The organism is Cloacibacterium sp. TD35 (assembly GCF_028864635.1).
GTDB lineage: Bacteria > Bacteroidota > Bacteroidia > Flavobacteriales > Weeksellaceae > Cloacibacterium.
Map to the genome: position 1 here is coordinate 2,408,314 of NZ_CP104850.1, position 23,847 is coordinate 2,432,160.

The 23,847-nt window shown below is 32.5% G+C and carries 17 protein-coding genes; 11 read left to right on the forward strand and 6 right to left on the reverse strand.

Annotated elements, in window-relative coordinates; genetic code table 11:
• Positions 1-285 precede the first annotated feature (285 nt).
• Genes N7277_RS11140 through N7277_RS11170 form a run of 7 tightly spaced genes read left to right on the forward strand, consistent with a single transcriptional unit; the run spans position 286 to position 8,028 of the window.
• Positions 286-1,110 carry an SDR family oxidoreductase gene (locus N7277_RS11140; RefSeq protein ID WP_274779608.1) on the forward strand — a complete coding sequence of 275 codons (825 nt, stop codon included), beginning with the start codon at positions 286-288 and terminating at the stop codon, positions 1,108-1,110.
• Between the two features lie 59 nt (positions 1,111-1,169).
• A complete protein-coding gene (uxuA, locus tag N7277_RS11145; RefSeq protein ID WP_274780836.1) occupies positions 1,170-2,348 on the forward strand; it encodes a mannonate dehydratase in 1,179 nt (392 codons plus the stop codon).
• A 31-nt stretch (positions 2,349-2,379) separates the two neighbouring features.
• Positions 2,380-3,786, forward strand: a complete 1,407-nt coding sequence (gene uxaC, locus N7277_RS11150; RefSeq protein ID WP_274779609.1) for a glucuronate isomerase — start codon at positions 2,380-2,382, stop codon at positions 3,784-3,786.
• A 4-nt stretch (positions 3,787-3,790) separates the two neighbouring features.
• On the forward strand, positions 3,791-4,798 hold the full coding sequence (locus tag N7277_RS11155) for a sugar kinase (RefSeq protein ID WP_274779610.1): 1,008 nt from the start codon (positions 3,791-3,793) through the stop codon (positions 4,796-4,798).
• 31 nt (positions 4,799-4,829) lie between these two features.
• Positions 4,830-5,873 carry a sugar kinase gene (locus N7277_RS11160; RefSeq protein ID WP_274779611.1) on the forward strand — a complete coding sequence of 348 codons (1,044 nt, stop codon included), beginning with the start codon at positions 4,830-4,832 and terminating at the stop codon, positions 5,871-5,873.
• 25 nt (positions 5,874-5,898) lie between these two features.
• The gene (locus N7277_RS11165; RefSeq protein ID WP_274779612.1) at positions 5,899-6,567 is read left to right on the forward strand and encodes a bifunctional 4-hydroxy-2-oxoglutarate aldolase/2-dehydro-3-deoxy-phosphogluconate aldolase; all 669 of its coding nucleotides are present in this window, start codon (positions 5,899-5,901) and stop codon (positions 6,565-6,567) included.
• Positions 6,568-6,585: 18 nt separating this feature from the next.
• Positions 6,586-8,028, forward strand: coding sequence for an MFS transporter (locus tag N7277_RS11170; protein WP_274779613.1), 1,443 nt, complete (start codon positions 6,586-6,588; stop codon positions 8,026-8,028).
• A 134-nt stretch (positions 8,029-8,162) separates the two neighbouring features.
• Here N7277_RS11170 and N7277_RS11175 read toward each other — a convergent pair whose 3' ends face one another.
• The 4 genes from N7277_RS11175 to N7277_RS11190 all read right to left on the reverse strand — a co-directional run bounded on the left by N7277_RS11175 (position 8,163) and on the right by N7277_RS11190 (position 11,689).
• A complete protein-coding gene (locus N7277_RS11175; protein ID WP_446715110.1) occupies positions 8,163-8,348 on the reverse strand; it encodes a hypothetical protein in 186 nt (61 codons plus the stop codon).
• A 120-nt stretch (positions 8,349-8,468) separates the two neighbouring features.
• Positions 8,469-9,830 (reverse strand): DUF2075 domain-containing protein, encoded by a 1,362-nt coding sequence (locus N7277_RS11180; protein WP_342455298.1) that lies wholly within the window; start codon positions 9,828-9,830, stop codon positions 8,469-8,471.
• A gap of 5 nt (positions 9,831-9,835) precedes the next feature.
• The gene (locus N7277_RS11185; RefSeq protein WP_274779615.1) at positions 9,836-10,444 is read right to left on the reverse strand and encodes a hypothetical protein; all 609 of its coding nucleotides are present in this window, start codon (positions 10,442-10,444) and stop codon (positions 9,836-9,838) included.
• A gap of 324 nt (positions 10,445-10,768) precedes the next feature.
• Entirely contained in the window at positions 10,769-11,689 is a 921-nt protein-coding gene (locus N7277_RS11190; RefSeq protein ID WP_274779616.1) for a helix-turn-helix transcriptional regulator, read from the reverse strand.
• A gap of 1,057 nt (positions 11,690-12,746) precedes the next feature.
• On the opposite strand from N7277_RS11190, the gene N7277_RS11195 reads away from it, so the two are divergent.
• The 4 genes from N7277_RS11195 (at position 12,747) to N7277_RS11210 (ending at position 21,059) form a co-directional block, all read left to right on the forward strand.
• The gene (locus N7277_RS11195; RefSeq protein ID WP_274779617.1) at positions 12,747-13,298 is read left to right on the forward strand and encodes a YciE/YciF ferroxidase family protein; all 552 of its coding nucleotides are present in this window, start codon (positions 12,747-12,749) and stop codon (positions 13,296-13,298) included.
• Between the two features lie 17 nt (positions 13,299-13,315).
• A complete protein-coding gene (locus tag N7277_RS11200) occupies positions 13,316-15,454 on the forward strand; it encodes a catalase (RefSeq protein ID WP_274779618.1) in 2,139 nt (712 codons plus the stop codon).
• Between the two features lie 847 nt (positions 15,455-16,301).
• Positions 16,302-16,700: a hypothetical protein gene (locus N7277_RS11205; protein WP_274779619.1), complete on the forward strand. Its 399-nt coding sequence runs from the start codon at positions 16,302-16,304 to the stop codon at positions 16,698-16,700.
• 3 nt (positions 16,701-16,703) lie between these two features.
• On the forward strand, positions 16,704-21,059 hold the full coding sequence (locus N7277_RS11210; protein ID WP_274779620.1) for an nSTAND3 domain-containing NTPase: 4,356 nt from the start codon (positions 16,704-16,706) through the stop codon (positions 21,057-21,059).
• Positions 21,060-21,127: 68 nt separating this feature from the next.
• Here the strand turns inward: N7277_RS11210 and N7277_RS11215 are convergent, their stop codons facing one another.
• Both N7277_RS11215 and cas9 read right to left on the reverse strand, forming a co-directional pair.
• Positions 21,128-21,436 carry a hypothetical protein gene (locus N7277_RS11215; protein WP_274779621.1) on the reverse strand — a complete coding sequence of 103 codons (309 nt, stop codon included), beginning with the start codon at positions 21,434-21,436 and terminating at the stop codon, positions 21,128-21,130.
• The gene (gene cas9 / locus N7277_RS11220) at positions 21,433-23,403 is read right to left on the reverse strand and encodes a type II CRISPR RNA-guided endonuclease Cas9 (RefSeq protein ID WP_274779622.1); all 1,971 of its coding nucleotides are present in this window, start codon (positions 23,401-23,403) and stop codon (positions 21,433-21,435) included. The genes N7277_RS11215 and cas9 overlap by 4 nt, the downstream gene beginning before the upstream one ends.
• Positions 23,404-23,847 lie beyond the last annotated feature (444 nt).

The following is a 23,847-nucleotide window of genomic DNA, read 5'->3' on the forward strand; positions in this document are numbered from 1 at the left end:
GGAACCTATGTCATTCTGTCTTTACTCACAAACACTCTCGCTTCTAAAAGACGAAAAAAAACCTAGATTAATGTCTTTTTCATACTCCTGACTTTTTCTAAAAAAAGATAAATCTGCTTCATTTTGGCAATACAAATTTTTAACGATTTTTTAAATACTGCAAAAAAACTTACTACATCGTTTTCGTAACTTTTTTTTTCCATAGCTCTCAAACTCAATAATTTTACAATCGAAAAAAGAAAAACATCTTTATAAAATTTAATTAAAGTTAAAAATAAAAGAGCAATGAAAACATCAAATCAACTATTCTCTTTAGAAAACAAAATAATCGTAGTGACTGGCGGAAGCGGAGTACTCGGGTCTTCATTTGTTAATGCAATAACCGAAGCAGGAGGAACTGCCATCATTATAGACCTTCATCAAGAAAATGCGGAGCAAAAAGCTAAAGAAATCACCGAAAAAGGTGGGAAAGCTTTCGGATATCAAGGAAATGTATTAGATGAAGCCGCTCTTACTGAAGTGAAAAAACAAATTATAGAAAAATTCGGTAAAATAGATGGTTTAGTAAATGCTGCTGGTGGAAATGTTCCAGAAAGTGTCATCAATCCAGACCAAGATGTTTTTGACGACATGAATATAGAAGGCATGAAAAAGGCTCTGGTACTCAACGTTTGGGGAACGGTAATTCCTACTAAAATTTTTGGTGCAGCCATGAAAGAAAACGGTGGAAGCATTGTAAATATTTCTTCGGTAAGCCCTAAAACAGTTCTTACAAGAGTGATGGGATATAGCATGGGAAAAGCTGCTATAGACATTTACACCAAATGGTTTGCAGTAGAAGTTGCCAAAAGATATGGAGATAAAATCCGTGTGAACGCTATTGCTCCAGGGTTTTTCTTAACCAAACAAAACAAAGACCTTCTTACCAATCCAGATGGTTCACTTACCCAGCGTTCTGTAGATATTCTACGCTCTACTCCTTACAATAGATTCGGGCAACCAGAAGAACTCAATGGAGCTCTTATTTACCTTCTTAGTGATGCTTCTCTGTTTGTTACTGGTTCAGAAATCGCTGTAGATGGTGGTTTTACCAAATACAGTGGCGTATAATTTATCATCTTTTAAAATTATTAAAAATGTATCCATCTTATCAAAATACAGGTTATAAAATGACCAATACCATGCGTTGGTATGGGCCGAATGATCCGGTAAAACTATCAGACATTAAACAAGCGGGTTGTACAGGTGTAGTAACAGCACTGCATCACATCCCTAATGGTGAAATATGGACGGTAGAAGAAATTAAAGAAAGAATCCGTATCGTAGAAGAAGCTGGCTTAACTTGGGACGTAGTAGAAAGCGTTCCCGTGCACGAAGACATCAAAACGCAAAAACCAGGTTTCGAAAAATACATCGAAAACTATAAAACATCATTAAAAAATCTAGCCGATTGCGGTGTAAAAATTGTCACCTATAATTTTATGCCCGTTTTAGATTGGACTCGCACAGATTTAGCTTATACCGTAGAAGATGGCAGTAAAGCTTTGCGTTTTGAAAAAGCAGCTTTTATCGCATTTGATGTTTACATTTTGAAAAGACCAAATGCCGAAAAAGACTATACCGCAGCAGAACTAGAAAAAGCAAAACAAAAATTCGAAAGCTTTTCAGAAGAAGAGAAAATAACGCTTCAGAAAAATATTATTGCTGGTTTACCAGGAAGTGAAGAGAGTTTTACGCTAGAAAATTTCCAAAAAGCATTAGACAACTATCAAGATATTGATGCAGAAAAACTCAGAACCCACCTATTGCATTTCGTAAAAGAAATTACCCAAACTGCAGATGAAAACGAGGTAAAACTAGTGATTCACCCAGATGATCCACCTTACCCAATTCTAGGTTTACCTAGAGTAGTTTCTACAGCAAGTGATATAGAAGCAATGGTAGAAGCGGTTCCCTCTCCTAATAATGGATTGTGTTTTTGTACAGGGTCATTCGGTGTTCGTGAAGACAATGACTTGCCTAAAATGGTAAAGCAATTCGGAGATAGAATTAATTTCTTACACCTCAGAGGAACAAAAAGAAATGAAGAAGGTGATTTCTACGAAGCCAATCATCTAGAAAGCGATGTAGATATGTACGCTGTAATAAAAGAAGTGGTAGAGGTTATGCAAAAACGTGGCACTTCTATCCCGGTAAGACCAGACCATGGTCACCAAATGCTAGATGACCTGAACAGTGGCAAAAAAACCAATCCTGGTTACACTGCTATCGGTAGATTAAGAGGTTTAGCCGAAATAAGAGGTGTGGAATTAGGTATTCTAAGACAATACGCCGAATACAACCAATAAAACATTTTCAAAATTTGAAAATTTCCCTATCATGGAAACCATTTTTACAGAAAACTATCTTTTAGAAAGTAAATCTGCACAGCATCTCTATCATTTTTATGCTAAAGATTTGCCAATTATTGATTACCATAATCATCTTTCTCCAAAAGATATTGCCGAAAATATAAAATTTAAAAACCTTACCGAAGCATGGCTAGGCATTGGCGACCACTATAAATGGAGAGCTATGCGTACACTAGGCATTTCTGAAGACTATATTACAGGAAACCAACCAGACGAAGAAAAATTTCTAGCATGGGCAAAATGTGTGCCTTACACTGTGAGAAACCCTCTGTTTGCTTGGACACATTTAGAACTCAAAAATCCATTTGGAATTCATGAATATTTGAATGAAAAAACAGCTTTATCCATTTACGAAAGAGCTAATGAAAAGCTGCAAGAAGACCAATTCAGTACAAGAGGCATTTTAGAAAATTATCATGTAAAAATGGCTTGTACTACAGATGATCCCATAGATGATTTGCAGTATCATCAGAAAATTTCAAAAGAGGGATTTACTATAAAAATTCTTCCAGGATTCAGACCTGATAAGATTTTCAACATCGAAAATAAAGATGCTTTCATTTCTTATTTGCAACAATTAGAGCTGAAAAGTGGAGTGAAAATATCAGATTTTAATACTTTACTCGAGGCATTAAAACAACGTGTAGACTATTTCCATGAAGCAGGTTGCAGAATTGCAGACCATGGGATTCCTTCTATGCCACCAGTAAGAGCTTTCAAAAAATCTCTGGAACAAGAGTTTAAATATTTTATTCAAGATAAAAATATTGAGTCTTTTTCTCACCCAGAAGCTTTTAAAGGTCAAATACTTCTAGAACTCTGTAAACTATATCATCAAAAAGGTTGGGTACAGCAATTCCATATTGGTCCTATGCGAAACAACAACCAAAGATTATTCTACAAACTGGGAGCAGATGCTGGTTTTGACAGTATTGGAGATGAATTACAAGCGGTAAAACTCTCTGCTTTTTTAAATGAATTAGACCTCACAGAACAACTTACCAAAACCATTATCTATAACCTTAACCCATCCTACAATGAGGTTTTTGCAGCCATGACAGGCAATTTTAATGATGGAAACATCAGAGGCAAAGTACAATTTGGTGCAGCATGGTGGTTTATGGATACTATGGACGGTATGACTCGCCAACTCAATGCATTATCTAACATAGGAGTTATCAGCACATTTGTAGGAATGCTTACTGATAGCAGAAGTTTCCTTTCCTTCCCTAGACATGAGTATTTCAGAAGATTGCTTTGCAATATGTTTGGAAACGAAATGGAAAAAGGACTTCTCCCTAAAGATGAAAAATGGATAGGAGAAATCATCAAAAATATATGTTACGATAACGCAAAAAGTTATTTTAATTATTAATAATATGAATCCTAAAATTTGTTTTTTCGGTGAAATGCTGCTCAGGCTCTCTCCTAATTCTGACCATTGGGTAACCAGTAATAATATCCCATGTCATCTAGGAGGCGCAGAACTGAACACCGCTACCGCATTAGCGAATTGGGGCATAAAAACCAAATATGTTACTGCGGTTCCAGACAATTTTTTCTCTAGACAAGCATTATGCTATTTCAAAGAGAAAAACATAGATGCCACAGACATCGTTTTTTCTGGTGACCGATTAGGATTATATTATTTACCCATAGGAATGGATGTCAAAAACGCAACCATCGTTTTTGACAGAAAAAATTCCTCTTTTTCACAATTGACTCATAGTGTTTTCAGTTGGGATAATATTTTCAAAGGATGTTCTTGGTATCATTTCAGCACCATCGTTCAATCATTAAATGATACGATTGCTGAAACTTCTAGGGAGAGTATTCAAGCCGCGCTACAATCTAGTGTCCAAATCTCTGTAGACTTGAATTATAGAGCTACTCTCTGGAACGAAAGAAATCCTTTGAAAATCATCCCTAATTTAGTCCAAGCCTGTGACTTGATTATGGGAAACATTTGGTCTATAGAAAAACTTTTAGGCATACCCTCTCCTCTTGAAAACAGTGAAGGGAAAACTATTTCCGAATTATTATCCGCAGGAAATAGCGTAGCCGAAGAAATTTTCAAACAATACCCTAAAGCTAAAGTGATTGCCCTTACTTTTCGATTAGACAATGAGTATATAGGCTTCTTAAAAAGAAGAGATACCGAATATGTATTCTCTCATCAAAAAATAAAAACAGTAAATGACCGTGTAGGAAGTGGAGACTGCTTTATGGCAGGATTAATTTACGGAGAAAACCAAAAATTCTCTGACCAAAAAATAATCGATTGGGCTACAGCTGCAGCCATCAATAAACTCAAAGAAGTGGGTGACACTACCTCTCAAACGATAGCTGATGTAGAAAATACCATTTCAGAAAAATTACAACACTAAAAATTAAATAAATCTTCTAAATACTACTAAAATGAGCAAAAGAATAGTAACTTTCGGTGAAGTGATGCTAAGATTAGCAACACCAGGATATGAAAGATTCAGTCAAGCAAAATCCTTAAACGCCACTTTCGGAGGTGGAGAAGCTAATGTAGCCGTATCTCTTTCTAATTATGGTATGAAAGCAGATTTTGCGACCAGACTTCCTCTCAATGATATCGCAGAATCATGCATTATGGATTTAAAAAAACACAGTGTAGGAACAGATTTTATTGCAAGAGGTGGAGACAGAATGGGCATCTATTTTCTAGAAACAGGAGCTGTAGCAAGACCGAGTAAAGTAGTCTATGACCGTGCACATTCTGCAATTGCAGAAATACAACCTGGAATGATAGACTGGAAAGAAGTCCTAAAAGATGCAGATTGGTTTCACTGGACAGGAATTACACCTGCACTCTCACAAGGTGCTGCAGATGCTTGTTTAGAGGCAATAAAAGTAGCCAATGAAATGGGTGTAACCGTTTCCACAGACTTAAACTACCGAAAAAACCTTTGGAAATATGGTAAAAAGGCTTCAGAAATCATGCCTGTTTTAGTAGAAGGATGTGATGTAATCTTGGGAAACGAAGAAGATGCCGAAAAAGTATTTGGCATTAAACCAGAAGGCTTCGAGGTAGAACACACAGGTGGCGAAATAAATTCTGCAGAGTTCGAAAGTGTTTGCACCCAATTGATGCAGAAATTTCCAAGAGCAAAAAAAGTAATCATCACCCTGAGAGGTTCTATCAATGCCAATCACAATACTTGGGGAGGAGTATTGTACACCGATGGAAAACTATATGAATCTAAAAGATATGACATTACCCACATTGTAGATCGAGTAGGTGGTGGCGATTCCTTCATGGGAGGTTTAATTTATGGTTTATTAACCTACGAAGAAAATCCACAAACCGCTTTAGATTTTGCTGTAGCAGCCTCTTGTCTGAAACATACCGTTTACGGAGATTACAACTTAGTGACCGTAGCAGAAGTAGAAAACCTAATGAAAGGCAACGGTAGCGGCCGCGTTCAGAGATAAAAAACACCCTTTAAAAAATACTGCAATGAGATTCAATAAAATACAAGTTATTTCAAAAATGGCAGAAACAGGAATGGTTCCTGTGTTCTATCATAAAGACTTAGAAACCGCCAAAAAAGTAGTAAAAGCATGTTATGACGGTGGCGTAAGAGTTTTCGAATTTACCAACCGTGGAGACTTTGCTCATGAAATTTTCACAGAATTGGTAAAACATTTTGCTACTGAATGCCCAGATTTAATTTTAGGAATAGGCTCTGTGGTAGATGCAGGAACGGCATCGCTCTATCTTCAGTTGGGTGCCAACTTCATCGTAGGACCTTATTTTAATGCAGAAATTGCCAAAGTTTGCAACAGAAGACTTGTACCCTATACTCCAGGAGCTGGTTCTGTAACAGAAATAGGCAATGTCCAAGAAGCAGGTTGTGATGTAGTAAAAATCTTCCCTGCGGGAAATGTTGGGGGACCTTCTTTCGTAAAGAATGTAAAAGGACCACTTCCGTGGTCACTGCTAATGGTAACAGGCGCAGTAGAACCTACTCAAGAAAATCTTACCGCATGGATTAAAGCGGGAGTTACCTGCGTAGGAATGGGCTCTAATTTATTTCCAGAAGAAGACATACACTCAGAAAATTGGCAAAAAATAACCGATAGATGTAAAAATGCTTTTTCTTATATTCACCAAGCGAAGTCTTAAACTTTAATTTTCATTAAAATGAAAGCGGTTGCCTCTACTAAAATGACCAATTACCGATGGACGATTGTTGCACTACTTTTTTTCGCAACCACCATTAACTATTTAGATAGACAGGTTTTATCTTTATTACAACCCATGCTAGAAAAAGAGTTCCATTGGACGGATAGTGACTACGGAACCATTACAGCAGTTTTTTCACTCTGTTATGCTGTTTCTATGCTTTTTGCAGGAAAATTTATAGACAGATTAGGAACCAAAAGTGGTTACGCATGGGCGATTACAATATGGTCTTTTGGTGCAATTATTCACGCTTTTTCTGGAGTAGTTACCGAAGGTTTTGTAGGCTTAGAAAACGCTGAAGCACTAAGAAAAGTAGCACAAGGTAGCCAATTAGCAGCCAGTATTTCTATGATTAGCGTTGCTTCTTTTACTATTGCCAGATGTGTTTTGGCAATCGGAGAAGCGGGAAACTTCCCTGCTGCGATTAAGACTACAGCAGAGTATTTTCCGAAAAAAGACCGAGCTTTTGCTACAGGAATTTTCAACTCAGGTGCCAATGTGGGCGCAATATTGGCCCCTCTTAGTGTGCCTATTATGGCAGAACTTTGGGGCTGGGAAAGTGCATTTATCGTGGTAGGGGTAATTGGGTTTATTTGGTTGGCTTTTTGGTTAAAATATTACCACGAACCGAAAAACAATCCAAAGGTAAATCAAGCCGAAAAAGAATATATTTTACAAGATACCATCAATGACAAAGAGCTACTAAACCAAACCTTAAACGAAACCTCAACTGCTTCAATTTCTATTGGAAAGCTTTTTAAATATAGACAAACTTGGTCTTTTATTTTAGGAAAATTCTTAACAGACGGTGTTTGGTGGTTTTTCTTATTCTGGACTCCAGCTTACATGAAGGCTCAGTACAATATGCAAGGCTCAGAGATCGCATTACCTATTGCTGTGCTCTATAGCATAACGGTTGTAGGTTCTATTTTGGGAGGTAAGTTCCCTACTTATTTTATCAATAAAGGAATGGATCCTTATGCTGGAAGAATGAAAGCCATGTTTATTATTGCCTTATTCCCTCTATTGGTATTACTGGCACAGCCTTTAGGACATTACTCTTATTGGTTTCCTATTCTATTAATTGGAATAGGTGGTGCTGCTCACCAAGCATGGTCTGCAAATATATTTTCTACTTCTAGCGACATGTTCCCGAAGAAAACCCTCGCTACTATAACTGGAATTGGAGGAATGGCAGGAGGGCTCAGTTCTTTCTTAATTAATAAAACCAGTGGACTCCTTTTTACCTTTGCAGATAAAACCCATCTTACATTTTTAGGATTTGAAGGTAAACCAGCAGGATACTTTATTATTTTTATTTTCTGCTCTATTGCTTATATCCTAGGTTGGATGTGCATGAAAACCCTAGTTCCAAAATATAAACTTATTACGGATTTGTAAAAACAAAATTAAAGGTTATTATAATTTATATTACAAAATATTTCTCTTTAGAAATTTTTTATATTTTTAGCGAAATAACCTTTTGTGCAATTTTGGACTGCAGTTCCAAATCGACGGCAAGAGGTTATTTCTTTTTAAGGTTTTAAAATATTAAGTAAAAGAAGATTTCTTCTTTGTACTGAGAAGGCGTTTTGATTAAAAAACTGTTGGGTAATTTCTAGAAAAGGTTTGGTAAATTCTATTGCAAGAGAAAACTTCAGTCTCTGCAAACGCTGTTTTTTTGTAGGTACTTTTTGAGAAGTTTTAAGTGCAGCACGCATAATAGAAACCCCATTTAAGGTAAGTACTACTACATTGCCTACTTTCCCAGAAAACCCTCCTAGAATTCCGTCTTTTGCAATGGCCTTGGTTGGTTAGTTTTTTGATTAGAGTTTCTATATTTATTCTACAATTTCAATTCCTAAACTTTTTAAATAGTCAAATGTAGGACTGTAAAATTCCGGTTGTCTTGTATGATCATCCACATTTCCTTCGGGAACTACTATAATCATTCCTTGTCTTGCTCTAGTAAGCAAAACTCTATAAGCATTAATGAGATATTTTTTTCTGATATTTTTATGAATATTCTGCCATTTATTTCCTACAAAAGAGAATGTTTTCCAACCTTCATTTGAATATCTTAAATCTGCATCCCAAGTTATACAAACCCAATCTAATTCTAAACCTTGTACTTGAAATTCCGTTGCTACATCTTCTAAAAAGTAAGATGAACGAATATCATATTTATCATCCAAGAACCAATTGACATGATTAATAGGAGTTTTAACATCTATTGCTAATGGCTTCAATCGATAAGCTTGTGAAGAAACCACAATACCATATCTTTCGCTACCTCTGGCTTTTTCTTTAAGCCATTTTTTAGCTTTTTCTATATCTCTAGTGATTACGACAGGATATTTACCTTTCAATTTTTTCAAAGTTTCTTTTGCATTTTCATCGAAATCTAAAATCTCTTTAACAAATCTTGATAAATATTCTGCTCTAAAAGAGCGCATGGAAACTGATAAGTGTAATTTATCATCAAAAACAACTTTGTTAGTCAATTCTAATTCTTTTATTGATTCTTGCGCATTGTATTCTGTATCAATTAAATTAGGAGAAATTCTAGTTTCCCAATTTTTAAACTTGTTTTTAACGGCTGAAAGCCATTCAGAAATACCAGCTTCTCCTGTATTAATTTCTTGGCCACCTCCTACCAAACATACAATCACAGCCCAATCTTGATGTCTATTCAAACAAGAAATTAAAAATTCCGGTTCAGAATATTGAAAATTAGAAATGCCTTTCTTTTGTTGCATAAATTTTACAGTTTGCTCTTTTGTCCAAGCTCTTTGAGCTTCATCAAAAATAGCAACATGGTCATAAGGAGCTTTAGGATCTCTTAAATATTCATCTCGATAATGGTGAATAATTTGAATAAAAGCTTTTACACTTTCTCTAGCACTTTTTTTGGTTATTTTATTGCCTTTTAATTTCTCCTGCCCAATTTTATCTCGAGCTAATGCTTCCTGTAAAATATCTACCAAAGGCTTATTTCCCGATAGAAAAACACTTGTATTTCCCTTTTCTTTATCTAAATGTTCAGTTGCTACTTTCAAGCCAACCAAAGTTTTACCTGCACCAGGAACACCTGTAACAAAGCATATTACTTTTTTATTATTTTGTTTAGCGTAATCTATTGTATCAGAAATATAATTTGAAGTATAATTTAAATTAATTGCATCTGCATCATTTCTAGTTATAGCTTCTACATTATGATTATTATATAACTAATTGCAGCTTCAATAATCGTTGGTGTAGGAGAGTAACTCCCTTTTAGATATTCATTGGGATTAATTTCTTCTGTAGATTGATAAAATTTAATTACCTCTTGAATAGTCGTCCCCAAATTTTCCGCATTTGTTCTTAATGGACTTGTTAAGTTATCATTATGACTTGTAAAAATAACTTCTAATGGAATTTTTTTGGAATGGGTAGCAACTAGAATTGGAACAAGTAAAAGTTCATGACTTGGTTGATGAAAATTTTTCAAATCTAATGCATAATCCCAAACTTGTTCAATATTGTGATTTAAAAATTCTTTTTCTCCTACCTTAAACTCAATTACAAAAACAATATTCTTAATAATTAATATACAATCTACTCTTTTACCCATCCTTGGAACGGAGAACTCAAAAAATAAATGCCCATTAAATTGTTTTAAAATTTCTTTTAAAAGGCTGATTTGAAATTCCCAAGCGTATAATTCAGTATTAATATGACCCAATCTTCCATTTACAGAAATTTCACCAATTATTGTTTCAGGTGATTTCTCAAGAAAATCATTAATTGTATCAGAATAGTAATAGTTAAGCATATATTAGACCGAGCTTTATGTAATTAAAAAGAATTTTTAAAATTCTTTTTATCAAAGTTTTCATTAATTAGTTTTAACAAATATATCAAATCCTTTTCAAACAAAATTATGGAAAAACGCATTGCGCTAAAAATCATAAAACCTATTCATTTTTCTTGCTTTTAAGTTCGAGTCAAAGAGCAGTCAAGTTTTAGGTTTGTTCATGACTTGTTCGTAATTTATGGTACTTTTCCGAGCTTGATTCGAAGGAAACACGAATAAACTACGAGCAAACACGAAGGAAAACCCAAATAATAGCCGATTTTGACAGGTAAAGAAGTGTGATTATTCTGAAAAATTTTTCAGCATAATTTCTACCTCTGCTTTCAGTTCTTGGATAAAACTTTCAGGGGCTAAAACTTGCACACGTTTTCCATAGGATAAAATCTCCCTTTGGAAATCATAAGTAGGAACCAAACTCACCTTAAAAATGGTTTCCGTTTCGTTCTCAGCGATTACGGTTTGGGAATGATGCAGTGGCAAAGCTTTGACATAATTGGCTTGTTCACGGTCAAATTTCAACAAAATTTCCTGTGTTTCTTTGCCCAAAGTACTGATGATGCCAAAAGAATTTTTGTAAGCCTTTTCTATATCAATATTCTCTCTTTTGAAAGAAGTATTGCTGATATTGAGGTCAGAAATGCGGTCTAGTCCGTAAGTTTTTAGAAAAAAAGAGGGGTTTTTGGACTGATAATCGGCGGCCAAAAGATACCAACGGTTTTTGAATTCCTTCAAAGCATAAGGCATAACTACTTTGCTGGATTTTTCGTTTTCCCAAAATTTCTGATAACTAAAAGATAGTACTTTCTTTTGAGTAATGGCATGAATCAAACCGTTAAGATGTTCTAAACCTCTGGCTCTTCTAGGCTCAAAAAACATGACATCTGCTTTTCCTTTGGTTTCGCGGTAAGCTTCTACCAAAAGCAATTGGTCGAAAACGCTTTCTTGGGAAAGTTCTAGTTCTTCTTCCTCTATAAAATGGGCATTCCTCTTTCGGGAATAAGAAATCTGAATCCCAAAAACATCTGCAATCGCCAGTTTATCTCGCTGAAAGGTACGTTCTGTAAATTTGAGTTCTAGTCCTTTTTCTGCAAACTGCATTTCTAGATAATCTGCAATTTCTGGATAAGTGGCACCTTTGTCTTTTCGTCTTCGTAAAAACTCTTCTATAAAGAGCAATCTGAGCATTTGTTCGTTTTTTGCCATAGAAATATAGATTAAGGTTATGACAAAGGTAAGAAAGCAAAACGACAAATAATGACGGACAAAATTAGATTTAAAATAAATATTTAAAACCCATATAAAAACAAAAACCGCTTCTAAAAAGAAGCGGCTTGTGGTTTCTCCAGGAATATATTTTTTTTCTTCAATCTGCTTACTGCAAGGGCTTACAGATTTTAATTATTTTTAGGTAACCGAATATTCCACCTATTAAAATGTTACAATTTTACTCAAATCGTATAGCAAATTTAGTAAATCTTTATTAGTTTTAGATAAATTAATAATGTTATTTGTCAAACAAGTTTCATTTTTATAAACGTATCTGATTGTATTTGAAGTTATAGTTTTAAATTATGGTTATTGGCATGAGAGCAAATAATTAAAACCCAAACACTACTCTGATAACATACTGCCAGACTGAAGTGATTATGAAACCCTGATTAGAATGAAAATAATTCCATAAAAAGTGTAACATACGAACATTAAATTAAAGAATAGTTTAAAATATATTCTTTAACAAAATACAAATTATTGATTTACAATTGATTAAACATAATTAGCATTATTATCCCTTATTTATTTCAAGAGCATTTTATAAATAAATAGTTGCAAAAAAATAACTTTATATCTCCTAAAACAATAAGGAAGGATAATTATAAGGAAAATGAGTTGAGGGGTATGGGTTGAAGGGTGTGGGTTAAATTTTAAAATAAGTAATGAGTTTTTTGTAAAACTTCACGAAGACTGAGTAAATTATTTTATTGAAGGTACGTATTACAAACCCAAGTCATAAGTTATGTTAATCGTTTTTTTGACACTACTTATTTTAGTTTCAGTTAGAAACCAGCTATAAGGCGATCGAGCAGAAAGGACTGAACTGTTTGAATGAAAGCATTTTACTTACTCCTCATTCCATTGATTATTTCCATATTAATTTACCTAAATAACAGGACGTGAATTATATATAAAATACAAATAATTATATAAATTTTTGTAAAACCCTTCACATAACTTTGGCCAAAACCCATTTAATAATATTATTATGAAAAATCAGAAAAATTTAGCAGAGTCCGTATCGAAAAATTTGAACGATATATTTATAGAGGGACTTAAGGATATGTATTGGGTAGAAAATACATTGGTTAAGGCTCTTCCAAAAATGTTTGAAAATGCGAGGGACACTCGACTTAAAACCGCCATTAAAGACCACCTTGCTCAAACTAAAGAACATGTTATCCGTCTGGAGCAAGTTTTTGAACAATTGGGAGAAAAAGCAGAAGCCCAAAAATGTTTCGCCATGGAGGGAATATTGAAGGAAGGTGACGAAATTTTAAAAGACACTGAAGAAGGAGCAGTTCGAGACGCCGCAATCATTGCCGCCTCTCAAAAGGTTGAACATTATGAAATTACTTCATATGGTACCCTTTGTGCTTACGCCAAAACACTTAATGAAAGAGCAGCATTAGATTTACTCTTGAGAACATTAGGTGAAGAAAAAAAATCTGACTGTTTATTGAGTTCCATAGCAGATACCAATCTTAATTCACAGGCCATGACGGATCTGTTGCCATCTAAAAATATTAAAGCTGTTTAACTTTTCAAAATAAAATTATGAAACCCAAAGAAAAAGAACCCTTTGAAAACGGTGCAAATCCTAAACAGGAACAATTGTCACAATATACCACAGATACCCAAGGAGAATTTATGACTACCAACCAGGGACTGAAAATCAATGACGATCAGAATTCATTGAAAGACGGAGAACGCGGCGCTACGTTGCTTGAAGATTTTATCTTAAGAGAAAAGATTACCCATTTCGACCATGAAAGAATCCCTGAAAGAATTGTACATGCAAGAGGATCAGGTGCACATGGTGTTTTCGAGTTATACCAATCTATGGGAAAATATACCAAGGCAAAATTTTTAAATGACACCTCTTATAAAACGCCCGTTTTTGCCCGTTTTTCTACTGTTGCAGGAAGCAGAGGCTCGACAGATATGCCCCGTGACATTCGTGGTTTTGCGGTAAAGTTCTATACACAAGAGGGGATTTATGATCTGGTGGGCAATAATACGCCTGTATTTTTTATTCAGGATGCGATGAAATTTCCTGATCTTGTACATGCCGTAAAGCCAGAACCAGACAATGAAATTCCGCAAGCGGCTTCCGCTCATGATACTTTTTGGGATTTTATCTCTCTTATGCCAGAATCCATGCACAACATTATGTGGCTTATGAGCGACCGAGCTATTCCTAGGAGTTTGCGAACCATGGAAGGCTTCGGCATCCATACCTTTAGATTTATTAATGAGGAAGGAAAATCTCATTTTGTGAAGTTTCATTGGAAACCTTTGCAGGGAGTACTTTCATTGGCATGGGACGAATCTCAGCGAATTGCGGGAAAAGACACCGATTTTCACCGTCGCGATCTTTGGGAAGCCATAGAAGCAGGTCATTATCCTGAATGGGAACTTGGCGTACAAATTATTCCAGAGGAAGATGAACATAAATACCCATTTGATTTATTGGATCCCACTAAAATCATTCCTGAAGAAATGGTTCCCGTAGAAATTATTGGAAAAATGACCCTTAACCGAAATCCTGATAATTTCTTTGCTGAGACAGAGCAAGTGGCCTTCCATCCTGGGCATATTGTTCCGGGAATTGATTTCAGCAATGATCCTTTGCTTCAAGGTAGACTTTTTTCATACACTGATACACAGATTTCAAGACTTGGGGGCCCTAATTTCCACGAAATCCCCATCAACAAATCCATCCATGAAATTACCAACAATCAGCGTGACGGCATGCACAGAATGCAGGTTAACAAAGGTAAAGCACATTACCATCCCAATTCGATTGGCGGAGGCTGTCCTTTCCAAGCGATGATGAAGGAAGGTGGATTTCATTCTTTCAATGAACGTGTGGATTCGTCAAAAATTAGGAAAAGAAGCCAGAGTTTCTTTGACCATTTCAGTCAACCTGCTCTATTTTATAATAGTATGACCCCTCATGAGAAGCGACATATTCAAAATGCGTTTTCCTTTGAGCTGGGAAAAGTAAAATTGGTTCCGATTCGCCAAAGAGTCGTCAACATGCTTTTGGAAGTGAGTGTAGAATTGGCCACCATCGTTGGAAATCATCTTGGTCTCACTCCTCAAAAACTTCCGCAGCCGATTACAGGAAGTATTCCTGCGGACGGAAATCTGGAAGAATTTTATTCATTTAGTAATAAACTCCCTATAGATAAATCTCCAGCTGTAAGCCAAGCTGATAAATTACCTACCAACATTAAAGCAAGAAGAATTGCCCTCTTGACTGCAGATGGTGTGAATGATTCTGCTTTTACAGAAATTAAAAAACAGCTTTGTGATATGGATGCCGTAGTGAATATTATTGCCCTAAAACATGGATTTGTCACTACAAAAAGTGGTGATCTATATCCCGTTTGTGAAAGCCTGTTAACGGCATCGTCTGTAGTTTTCGATGCCGTATATGTTGCGGGTGGAGATAGTGTTGCTACCCTTTCATCAAATGCAGATGCTCTACATTTTGTAGCAGAAGCCTTCAAACACTGTAAGCCTATTGGTGCAGATGCAGATGCTGCTGAATTATTAATTAAAGCGATTCCACAGGTTGAATTACCGACTGCCGGAGTAATAACGGATGGGAATCTTGATGATTTTGTAATTGCTCTCCAAAAGCATCGATTTTGGGAACGAGAGGAAGAGCCAAAAGTTCCTGCATAAAATAAGATATCTAAATATAACCCTACTTGATGTAGGGTTTTGTATTTAGTATTGTGCTAATTATCTCTAAGTTTTTAATTACTAAACCGAGAGTGCGTTTAATGAGAGCGTTTATTAACTATATTCTATTACCATAATGTGGTAAAGCATAAAGCTGTACCCGTCATCATACCTTATATTCAACTATAGAACTAAGGAATACTGATGACGTAACCCATGAAATGACACGTTTTGGAATACGAAGACCGCTCTCTTTGGCAGTGTGAATAATTTCGCTTATAAAACTAGCCACAGACAGTGGTGATTTTGGAGTCTTGACGAAGTTAAAATAAATTTCCTGTAAAGCCTTTAAACAAATAGTTTTTGGGCTTTTTTTTATTTCATTGGTACAACATAAGTGCAACAAATTAAAAAGTATTGTAAAATTGATGCTTCCCTTTACTTTGCACTATAGCAAATATATAAAATGTTTTTTTGTTGTGTAAAATATTGATAAAATATATTTTATTATATGATTTATTTTAGTTTACTAGAATTTTCAATAAATTCTTTTACCAGAAAAAATTATACATCATTATAAGTCAATAAATATGGTGAAATCGCAATCAAACGTGAGTTATGATATGAATAATAATTACTACTTTTTGAGTTTTATTAAAGCTTTCATTTTTCCTTTTAAATTTAAGTCATAATCTGAATGTCCAAATATTGTTATTCAAAGAAAATTAAAAAAATTGGAGTTCAGAAAAAATTCTGTACCTTTTTAGTTTAAAAATGCCATATTGACAGATTTAACAAGTGGCATATTGATTGTAAAATATTAAAAATCAATTTAAAACAAAGTATTATGCCATTATTGACAACAACAACTTTAGTAGTTTTATATCCTTTTTTAATCGAATTAGCTAAAAAGGGTGCAGATAAAATAGTAGAAACAAGTAGTGAAAAACTTACATCAGGAAGTATTAGTTGGTTAAAATCTTTATTCTTTAAAGATGACGAACCCAAAAAAGAATTGAAAGAATTAATTAATGAACCTGAAAATGTGGAAAAACAAACTGCCATTAAGACATTAGTTGAAAATTCTATTGAGGATAATCCTGAATATGAAAGCTATTTGAATGAACTTTTAGATAAACTTCCAAAAATTGAAAATAATATAAATAACAGCAAGAATGTGATTACTGGAAATGTAAATACTGGGGGTGGTAATTTTATTAATGGAGATGGTAATCAAATGTCATAGTTGATGGAGTCGGGTAAAAATATTATTAGTAAATCAATCATCTACACGGAGGGTGGGGATTTTATTAATGGGGATAATAATTTCATCCAAAAAATAATTTTCAATCTTGCTTATAATAAAGCGGGATTAAAAAGTATTGTAAAACAAACAAAGAATGTTTTAAACAAAATTAAATCAGATATTTCAGGGCATATTCTAAAAAGAAACTTAACTGATTTACCTATTGAAGAAATTATAACAAATAACCAATTTCTTTTTATTGATGGCGAAGCAGGTTCAGGTAAATCCGCCTATGCAAAACATATTTTAGAAACTCTCGATGATACTTGTATTATTTCTTTTGCAGCTGACCAATTTTTAAAAAGTTCACTTATCAACACTCTCCATGAAATTAATGTCGATTTAAGTATCGAGGAAATTTTTAATGAGTTTGAGGAGTTTTCAAATAAGCTGATATACATTGATAGTTTTGAAAAATTATTAGAGGGAGATGCAGAATCATTCCGAGAATTTGTTGCCGTTTTAAGGGAAAACAAGGACATTAAACTAATTGTTTCATGTAGAAGTTATGCTTTAGAAACATTGAAATTCAACTATTTTGATAAACAATTACTACATAATAATTCGGCTATTATAAATGTTCCTCAACTTAATGACGAAGAATTACAATATTTTGTTGAAAAAATTCCTGCTCTTGATAGCATAGTTCAAAATGCGAATCTTGCTGAAATTATTAGAACCCCAAAATATTTGTCATTGGCAGAAAAACTAATCACTGCTTCAGATGAAGATTTATCCATAATTGATGTGGTGGAATTTAAAAAGCAACTTTGGAAAAATATTGTTGGTGGTAGTAATGCACCATTTGAAGAGGAAAGGCAAAATACTTTTGTAGGTATTGCTGTAAAAAGGGCAAAAAATTTGACATTACTGACAACTGCAAACGAATTTGATTCAGAAACTGTATATAGACTTAAGTCAGAAGGAGTTTTGTTTGAAGAAAATAATTTATATGCTCCGTCACATGATATTTTTGAAGATTGGGGACTGATTAAATATGTAAACTGTTTAAAAATTGACAACCCCAAAATAGATGTTTTTTATAGCTCGTTGACTAATGAGCCTGCTATAAGAAGAGGTTTTAGATTATGGGTTGAATCAAAGATTGAAGAATCTGAAAGTTGGATTTATAACTTTGTGATTGATACAATTAACAATGTATCAATCGAAAACCATTGGAAAGATGAGGTTTTAATTTCAATTATTAAATCAGATTTATGTGATAAATTCTTTAGCGAACATAAAGATGAATTGTTAGAGGATAATTTAAAATTACTTAAAAGAGTTATTCACCTGCTTAAAATTAGTGGTAAAGATTTTAATCAATCTCCAAACAATAAGGGTTGGGATGTCGTAGTAAAATTTTTATTTGAAAACGTAAATGAATTAACTGAAATACAAACTCAAATATTAAGGCTTTTATATGATTGGGAAAACATTTTGTATGTTGGAAAAATAACGAATAAGGAAACGCCGAAATATGTTGGGAAACTTGTAAATACAATCTTACATAATTTTGAAGAAGGTACTGATTGGATGAACGCTGGGGAAAGCAACTCATTAACAGAAAAAGGCATACAACTACTTTATAATTTGTCCGAATATATCCCAGAAGAAATTAAAATTTTATTAGATAACCTTTTCATCAAAAATAAAGACGAAGATTACAAAATAAGAAATAAAAAGGATAAGCAGATTGAATATGCTTTATCGCATTTTCATACAGGAACATTGCCAAAATACTTTCCCGAAGAACTTATTGCATTGGCTAATCTTAAATGGAAATACAAAAAAGTAAAATCTACAAGTCGATTTGGTTTTGAGCATTATGAATCAGGTATAGAGCATCATTTTGGAATTACCAATAAGCACAATTTTAAGTATTTCCCAGAAAGTGCTTATCAAACATTTGTCTATAAATTTCTTAATTCAAATCCTTGGAAAGCATTAGATTTTATTATTGATTTCACAAATCAATGTGCGGAAAATTATGTGAAATCAGATTTTTTAAAAGATGATGCTTTTGGAAGAACAGCAGATGATATAACTGCTGTTGATTTATTATATAATGGACAAATATATCCAATTCATGGTTCTAATTATTTATGGTTAGTCAATAGGGGTGGTCAAATAACTGTACCTGACCTTTTACAGTCTGTTGTAGTTGCTTTAGAAAAATATTTATATGAATTAGGTCAGATAGAATCAGAAAAAATTAATGAAATAATACAATCGTTTTTTGATGAAATATACACCAAAAGCAATTCTGTAATTCTTATTTCTGTACTATCAAGTATTGCAATGGCATATCCTAACAAAGTTGGGGACAAATTCTTACCATTAATATCTGATAAAAATTTTTTCAATTGGGATCGTAGTAGATGGATGAGCGATTATAGTGGAAATTCATTACTCGGACTACCTCACGCCACTTGGCAACAGAGGCTTTGTGATAAAGAAAGACAAGAAGCATCACAATGGGCACACAGAAAAAAATATTATAGGGGTTTAACAAGTTTTTTAATTGAATATCAAATATTATATGGCAACTTTAACGGAAAACTCTTTGAGATGTTTGATTACATGGAAAGTAAACATGATAAAGAAGACGTTTATTTTTTAAAATTGTTGTCTGAAATTGATATTAGAAAGCAAAATATAGAAAAAATAGAACACGATGGCAATTTAGCTATTCAGATTTCTCCAAACTATGCTGTTGATTCAACCTTAGAAAAAGAGATGCAAAAAAATGAGGAGCAAAGCAATGTTCAAAATGAATACTCAAAATATAGTTTATGGATTTCCCAAACCTTTCAAAAGAAATCAGAGGAAAATGTAACCTATGAATATTGGAAAGAATGTTTTGAATATTATCTAAATTATGATCAATCGAAAATTGATTTTTTTAATGCTTTTCCGATAGGTACTTTAGCAACGTTAGGATTTGACTTATTTAGTGATGAATTAAATGCTAATGAATTTGAGTTTTGTGTAAACACCATCATAGAAATTGCTCAAAAGCTTTTTGACCGAAAAAAGAATGAACGATTCAATTTTGAGAATTTTGATTTTTCTGTTAGTATTTATGATAATCATTCGGTATATGGTGCATTACCCAAACTGCTCAATTTTAAAGACAGGTTGACAGAGCAACAAGTAAATGACATTAAAGCTCTTACTTTTTTCTTTTTAAGGGATTTAAATAAAGAATTGGATGTTGATCTAAAACATCTATATGATTCTTTTAGAAAATTTGCTTGGGTTGCTGATTATCAGTATGCTTATAATTGTTTTATTGGAATAATATTATATGCTGAGTTTTTCAAAAAATATCCTAGACATAATAGATATTCTGATGAAGAAATTAAAAAAATTGAAAATGAAGAAAATGAAATTTTAAACTTCATTGATAATAATGAAAACGCTTATGAACTAACTAACCTTTCTTATTCAAAATACTCTCATTGGGAATTAGAAAAAGCAGTAGATATTTTCCCGATTTATGAAGAATTTGATTTTTCTTATACTTTTTTAGAATTAATTTTTAACGCACATATAGAATCGTTTTTATTGGAGAAACAAAGGTACTCTTCAGTAGTAGATTATCATAAAATTGGATTTACAACTAAAGAAACCATAATTGATTTTTTGTTTGAAATTCCGTTTAATGAAAATACAAAATCTTTTTTTGAAAATATTTTAGATGCAGGAGCGAATTTTAAAAATGATGATCTTAGACTAAAATATGATGTAACCAAATATGTAAAAGAAATTGTTGAATGGTTTTATTACAAAGTTGATAGCAATAACGGTAACGAAAAAATGCTAAATAACCTATGGAATTATTGGGATGTGCTTTATTTTAAAATTAAAAATATCACTAACTTATATAATCAAGAATATTTGTTTTTTGGGAAGTGGAAATATGAAGCTGATGATTGGTTTGTACTAAAGAAAGATAATATATCAAGTATTTATTTGAAAAAAATTGAAAGTTTAAGTTATCTTAATGTTGAAGCATTAATGCAACTTTTGTCTGGAATAGGTTTTCAAAGTTTAATGCCAGAAGGAATAAAAGTCCTTACTAAACATTTTAAATCAGATGTAAAAAAATTACTTAATATTAATTATTACTATGGAGAAAAGTTAATAATGAGAGGTTTTAAAGATAAAATCAAGCAAATAAAAGAGGATGAATCTTTACTAAATGAATTTTTATGGTTTTTAAATGTAATGGTAGATTTGGGTTCTTCTAAAGCATATTACATTAGAGAAAATCTTATTTTATATAAAAAATAATTTTTTTATATAAAATGTTTCAATTTTGATACAAAGTATTTTCAAGCTTTTATGAAATCAAAACTTTTTTATTTTTTTTCTTCATCATAAAACAAATGCACACAATCCAATTTATCTTTATAAATTAAACAGGCTTCTTTGTAATCACCATTAGAGTATGGACATTTCTCAACCTTAAGTTTTGCAACTGTATAGTAATCAATATTATCAACATCGGGATAATCATTTTCCAAATCATAATCTTTAGAAAAGCTTTTGCCTTTTGTATTCAATACATCAATATTTAAGGGCCGATCACCTGAGTAAAATAAGGACACAACATTAATTTTTTCTACATTTTCAAAGAAATTTTTTTCCCTATTATCTTTTTTTATCAATTTTCTAATTGTTCTTTAAAAACTCTATCCTTTAATTGTTCTTTGGTTAAAGAATTTTTAGAGTGATTATAATTTGCTAATAAACAAGCATCACTATACTTATTTTCTTTAATATATGGGAAAATTTTACGTATTGCCTTGGCACTTAACCCTCCATATTCCAGAGGGAAAGAAATACCTGCCAATATTTGAGAGTGTTCTTTTTTGAAACCAAATTTTTCTTCTAATAGTTGGTACAATTTTTCATTTCCTGATGCTGAATCGTCTCCTTCATAAGAATAAAGCAAATGCCAAAATTGATAAGATGCTTGTTTTTCAAATTCTTTTCCTTCTAGTTCAGGATTGAATTCCAGAATTTCAGTATTTATATCCAAATCGTTGAATATAGATTTAATTATTGATTTCACTTCTGAAGCATCTACATTAATATCAGTGATTCTAGCTTCATCTTTGGATGAACTTTCATGCAGCAAATCAAATACATTATAATTCTCAACTTCTAAAATTTTCAAAAACGCATTATAAAAATCAACATTCGTATGGTTTCCTTCTATATTTTTAAAATTGATTTTGACGTCTTTATTTCCTTTAAAACCTAAAAGCTCCAAAACTCTTTGACCAGTAATGTTACCTTTTATATTTACTTCATTGAATATTCTTTCCTTTTCTTCTAATTCTAAATTTCTTTTACCTTCATCATTTTTAATTTCAATATTATTGAGAATCTGCCAAATTTTAAATTCTTGAAAAAGTGGCGAAGACTTAGGAGTAACTTTTAATCCAACTGTTTTCTTTTTTCCATCTTTAGTTATAATTTCTCTATTTTCAAATTCACATAAACTGATTTGCCCCTTTTGTGATTTTAGTTTTCTCTGATAAAAAATAACTATATCACGAATTTCTTTTTTCAGTTCTGGAATTAATTCTTTGTGGAATTTTGACTGAGTATCCCATATTTTTTCAAACTCATCTAAATAATCTTGACGATAAAATACTTGATTTTTTAGTCTTGTATGTGGATTTTTTAGTAGTTGCTCAAATAAATATTCACCAACTGTCTGATTTTTAAAGTACAACTCTTTACTTCTATCACTTATTGCTCCTAAATAACTGCTTGAATGATTTAAATTTCCATTTATTTCTTGTAGAACAATAGATAATTTTTCCAAATCTAATTTTTCAGAAACTGCTTGACTTCTCCATAGATACTTTTCTAATTTTTTGTCAAATAAAGTACCTTTTTGAACAATACCAACTAGAGAAAAAGTATCTTTTAAAATAGCCCAGGTAGCCCTCAAGCCTTTTCCTTCAATTGCTTTTTTAAGTTCTTTAGTTAAAATTTTTGGATAAAATTGTTTCTGGAAGTACCAAGATTTATCTAACTCATTCTGTAAGTCAGAACGGTAAAATTCTGGAAGTTGCTTTTTTCCTTCTTTCAATAATGAATAACAGAATTGACCAGGAGTAATATTTAGTTCATATAATTTTTTGGCAATTGTCATTCCATCTATGATTTGCCCCTCATCTTCAGTCTTTGCTTTTCTATTGCTTTTGTAACCTCGTTTTTTATTAATAAGTAATAAAACTCTCGCAAATTCGTTTAGTTCAATTCTTTCTTTTGCAGATTTTGCTCTTAATTTTTGTGTTTCAAAAGTGGTGTTCTTTCCAACTTCTGCTAGAAAATCATCACTTTTTATAAATTTATTATTTTGTAAAACTTCTAATAGATTTTTTCTTCTCAATTTAAAACGATGCAGATTTCTTCTTGCAGTTCTAGCAAGTGTTCTACCAGCATTTGTAGTAATTGGTTTCCCTTTTTCGAAATTTGTCAGCTCATCAACTGTTAAAGGATTTACACGAACTCCTAACTTTACTATTTTGTTATTATCAGTGTTTATAGAATCTTCCTTTACTATAGCCCAACCAATAGAAGAAACTCCTAAGTCTAATCCTAATATAGTTTTCATAAATTATAGTTTTAATAGAATTTATAAATTTAAAAATAATTTTTCAATTAAAATTATGGTTCTCCTTATTAAAACATATTAAAATTTATTTTATATTTGTGATAATAAATATTGAAAGCAATTCACAATAAGGATTATTCCGTTGTGAAAACATTCAAGGCGGGGCAACTCGCCTTTTTTATTTCATTAAAAAGTTAATCCTAATCCAAATAAAAATATGCTTTTTAATTTATTTGTAATATTCTATAATTAAGTTAGAAAAAAATCTATAAATAGTACATTACCATGTCAACTTTATACCATCATACGTTCTTTATAATTTTTTTTCATAGCTAATCATTGATAAAAAAAATGTACTTTCATTTAGTTGTTTTTTACCTTTGTAAGATCTCCTCCTTTTTTATCAGTTTTAAAGCAGAGCGCTTTAACCAAATCATCAAAATT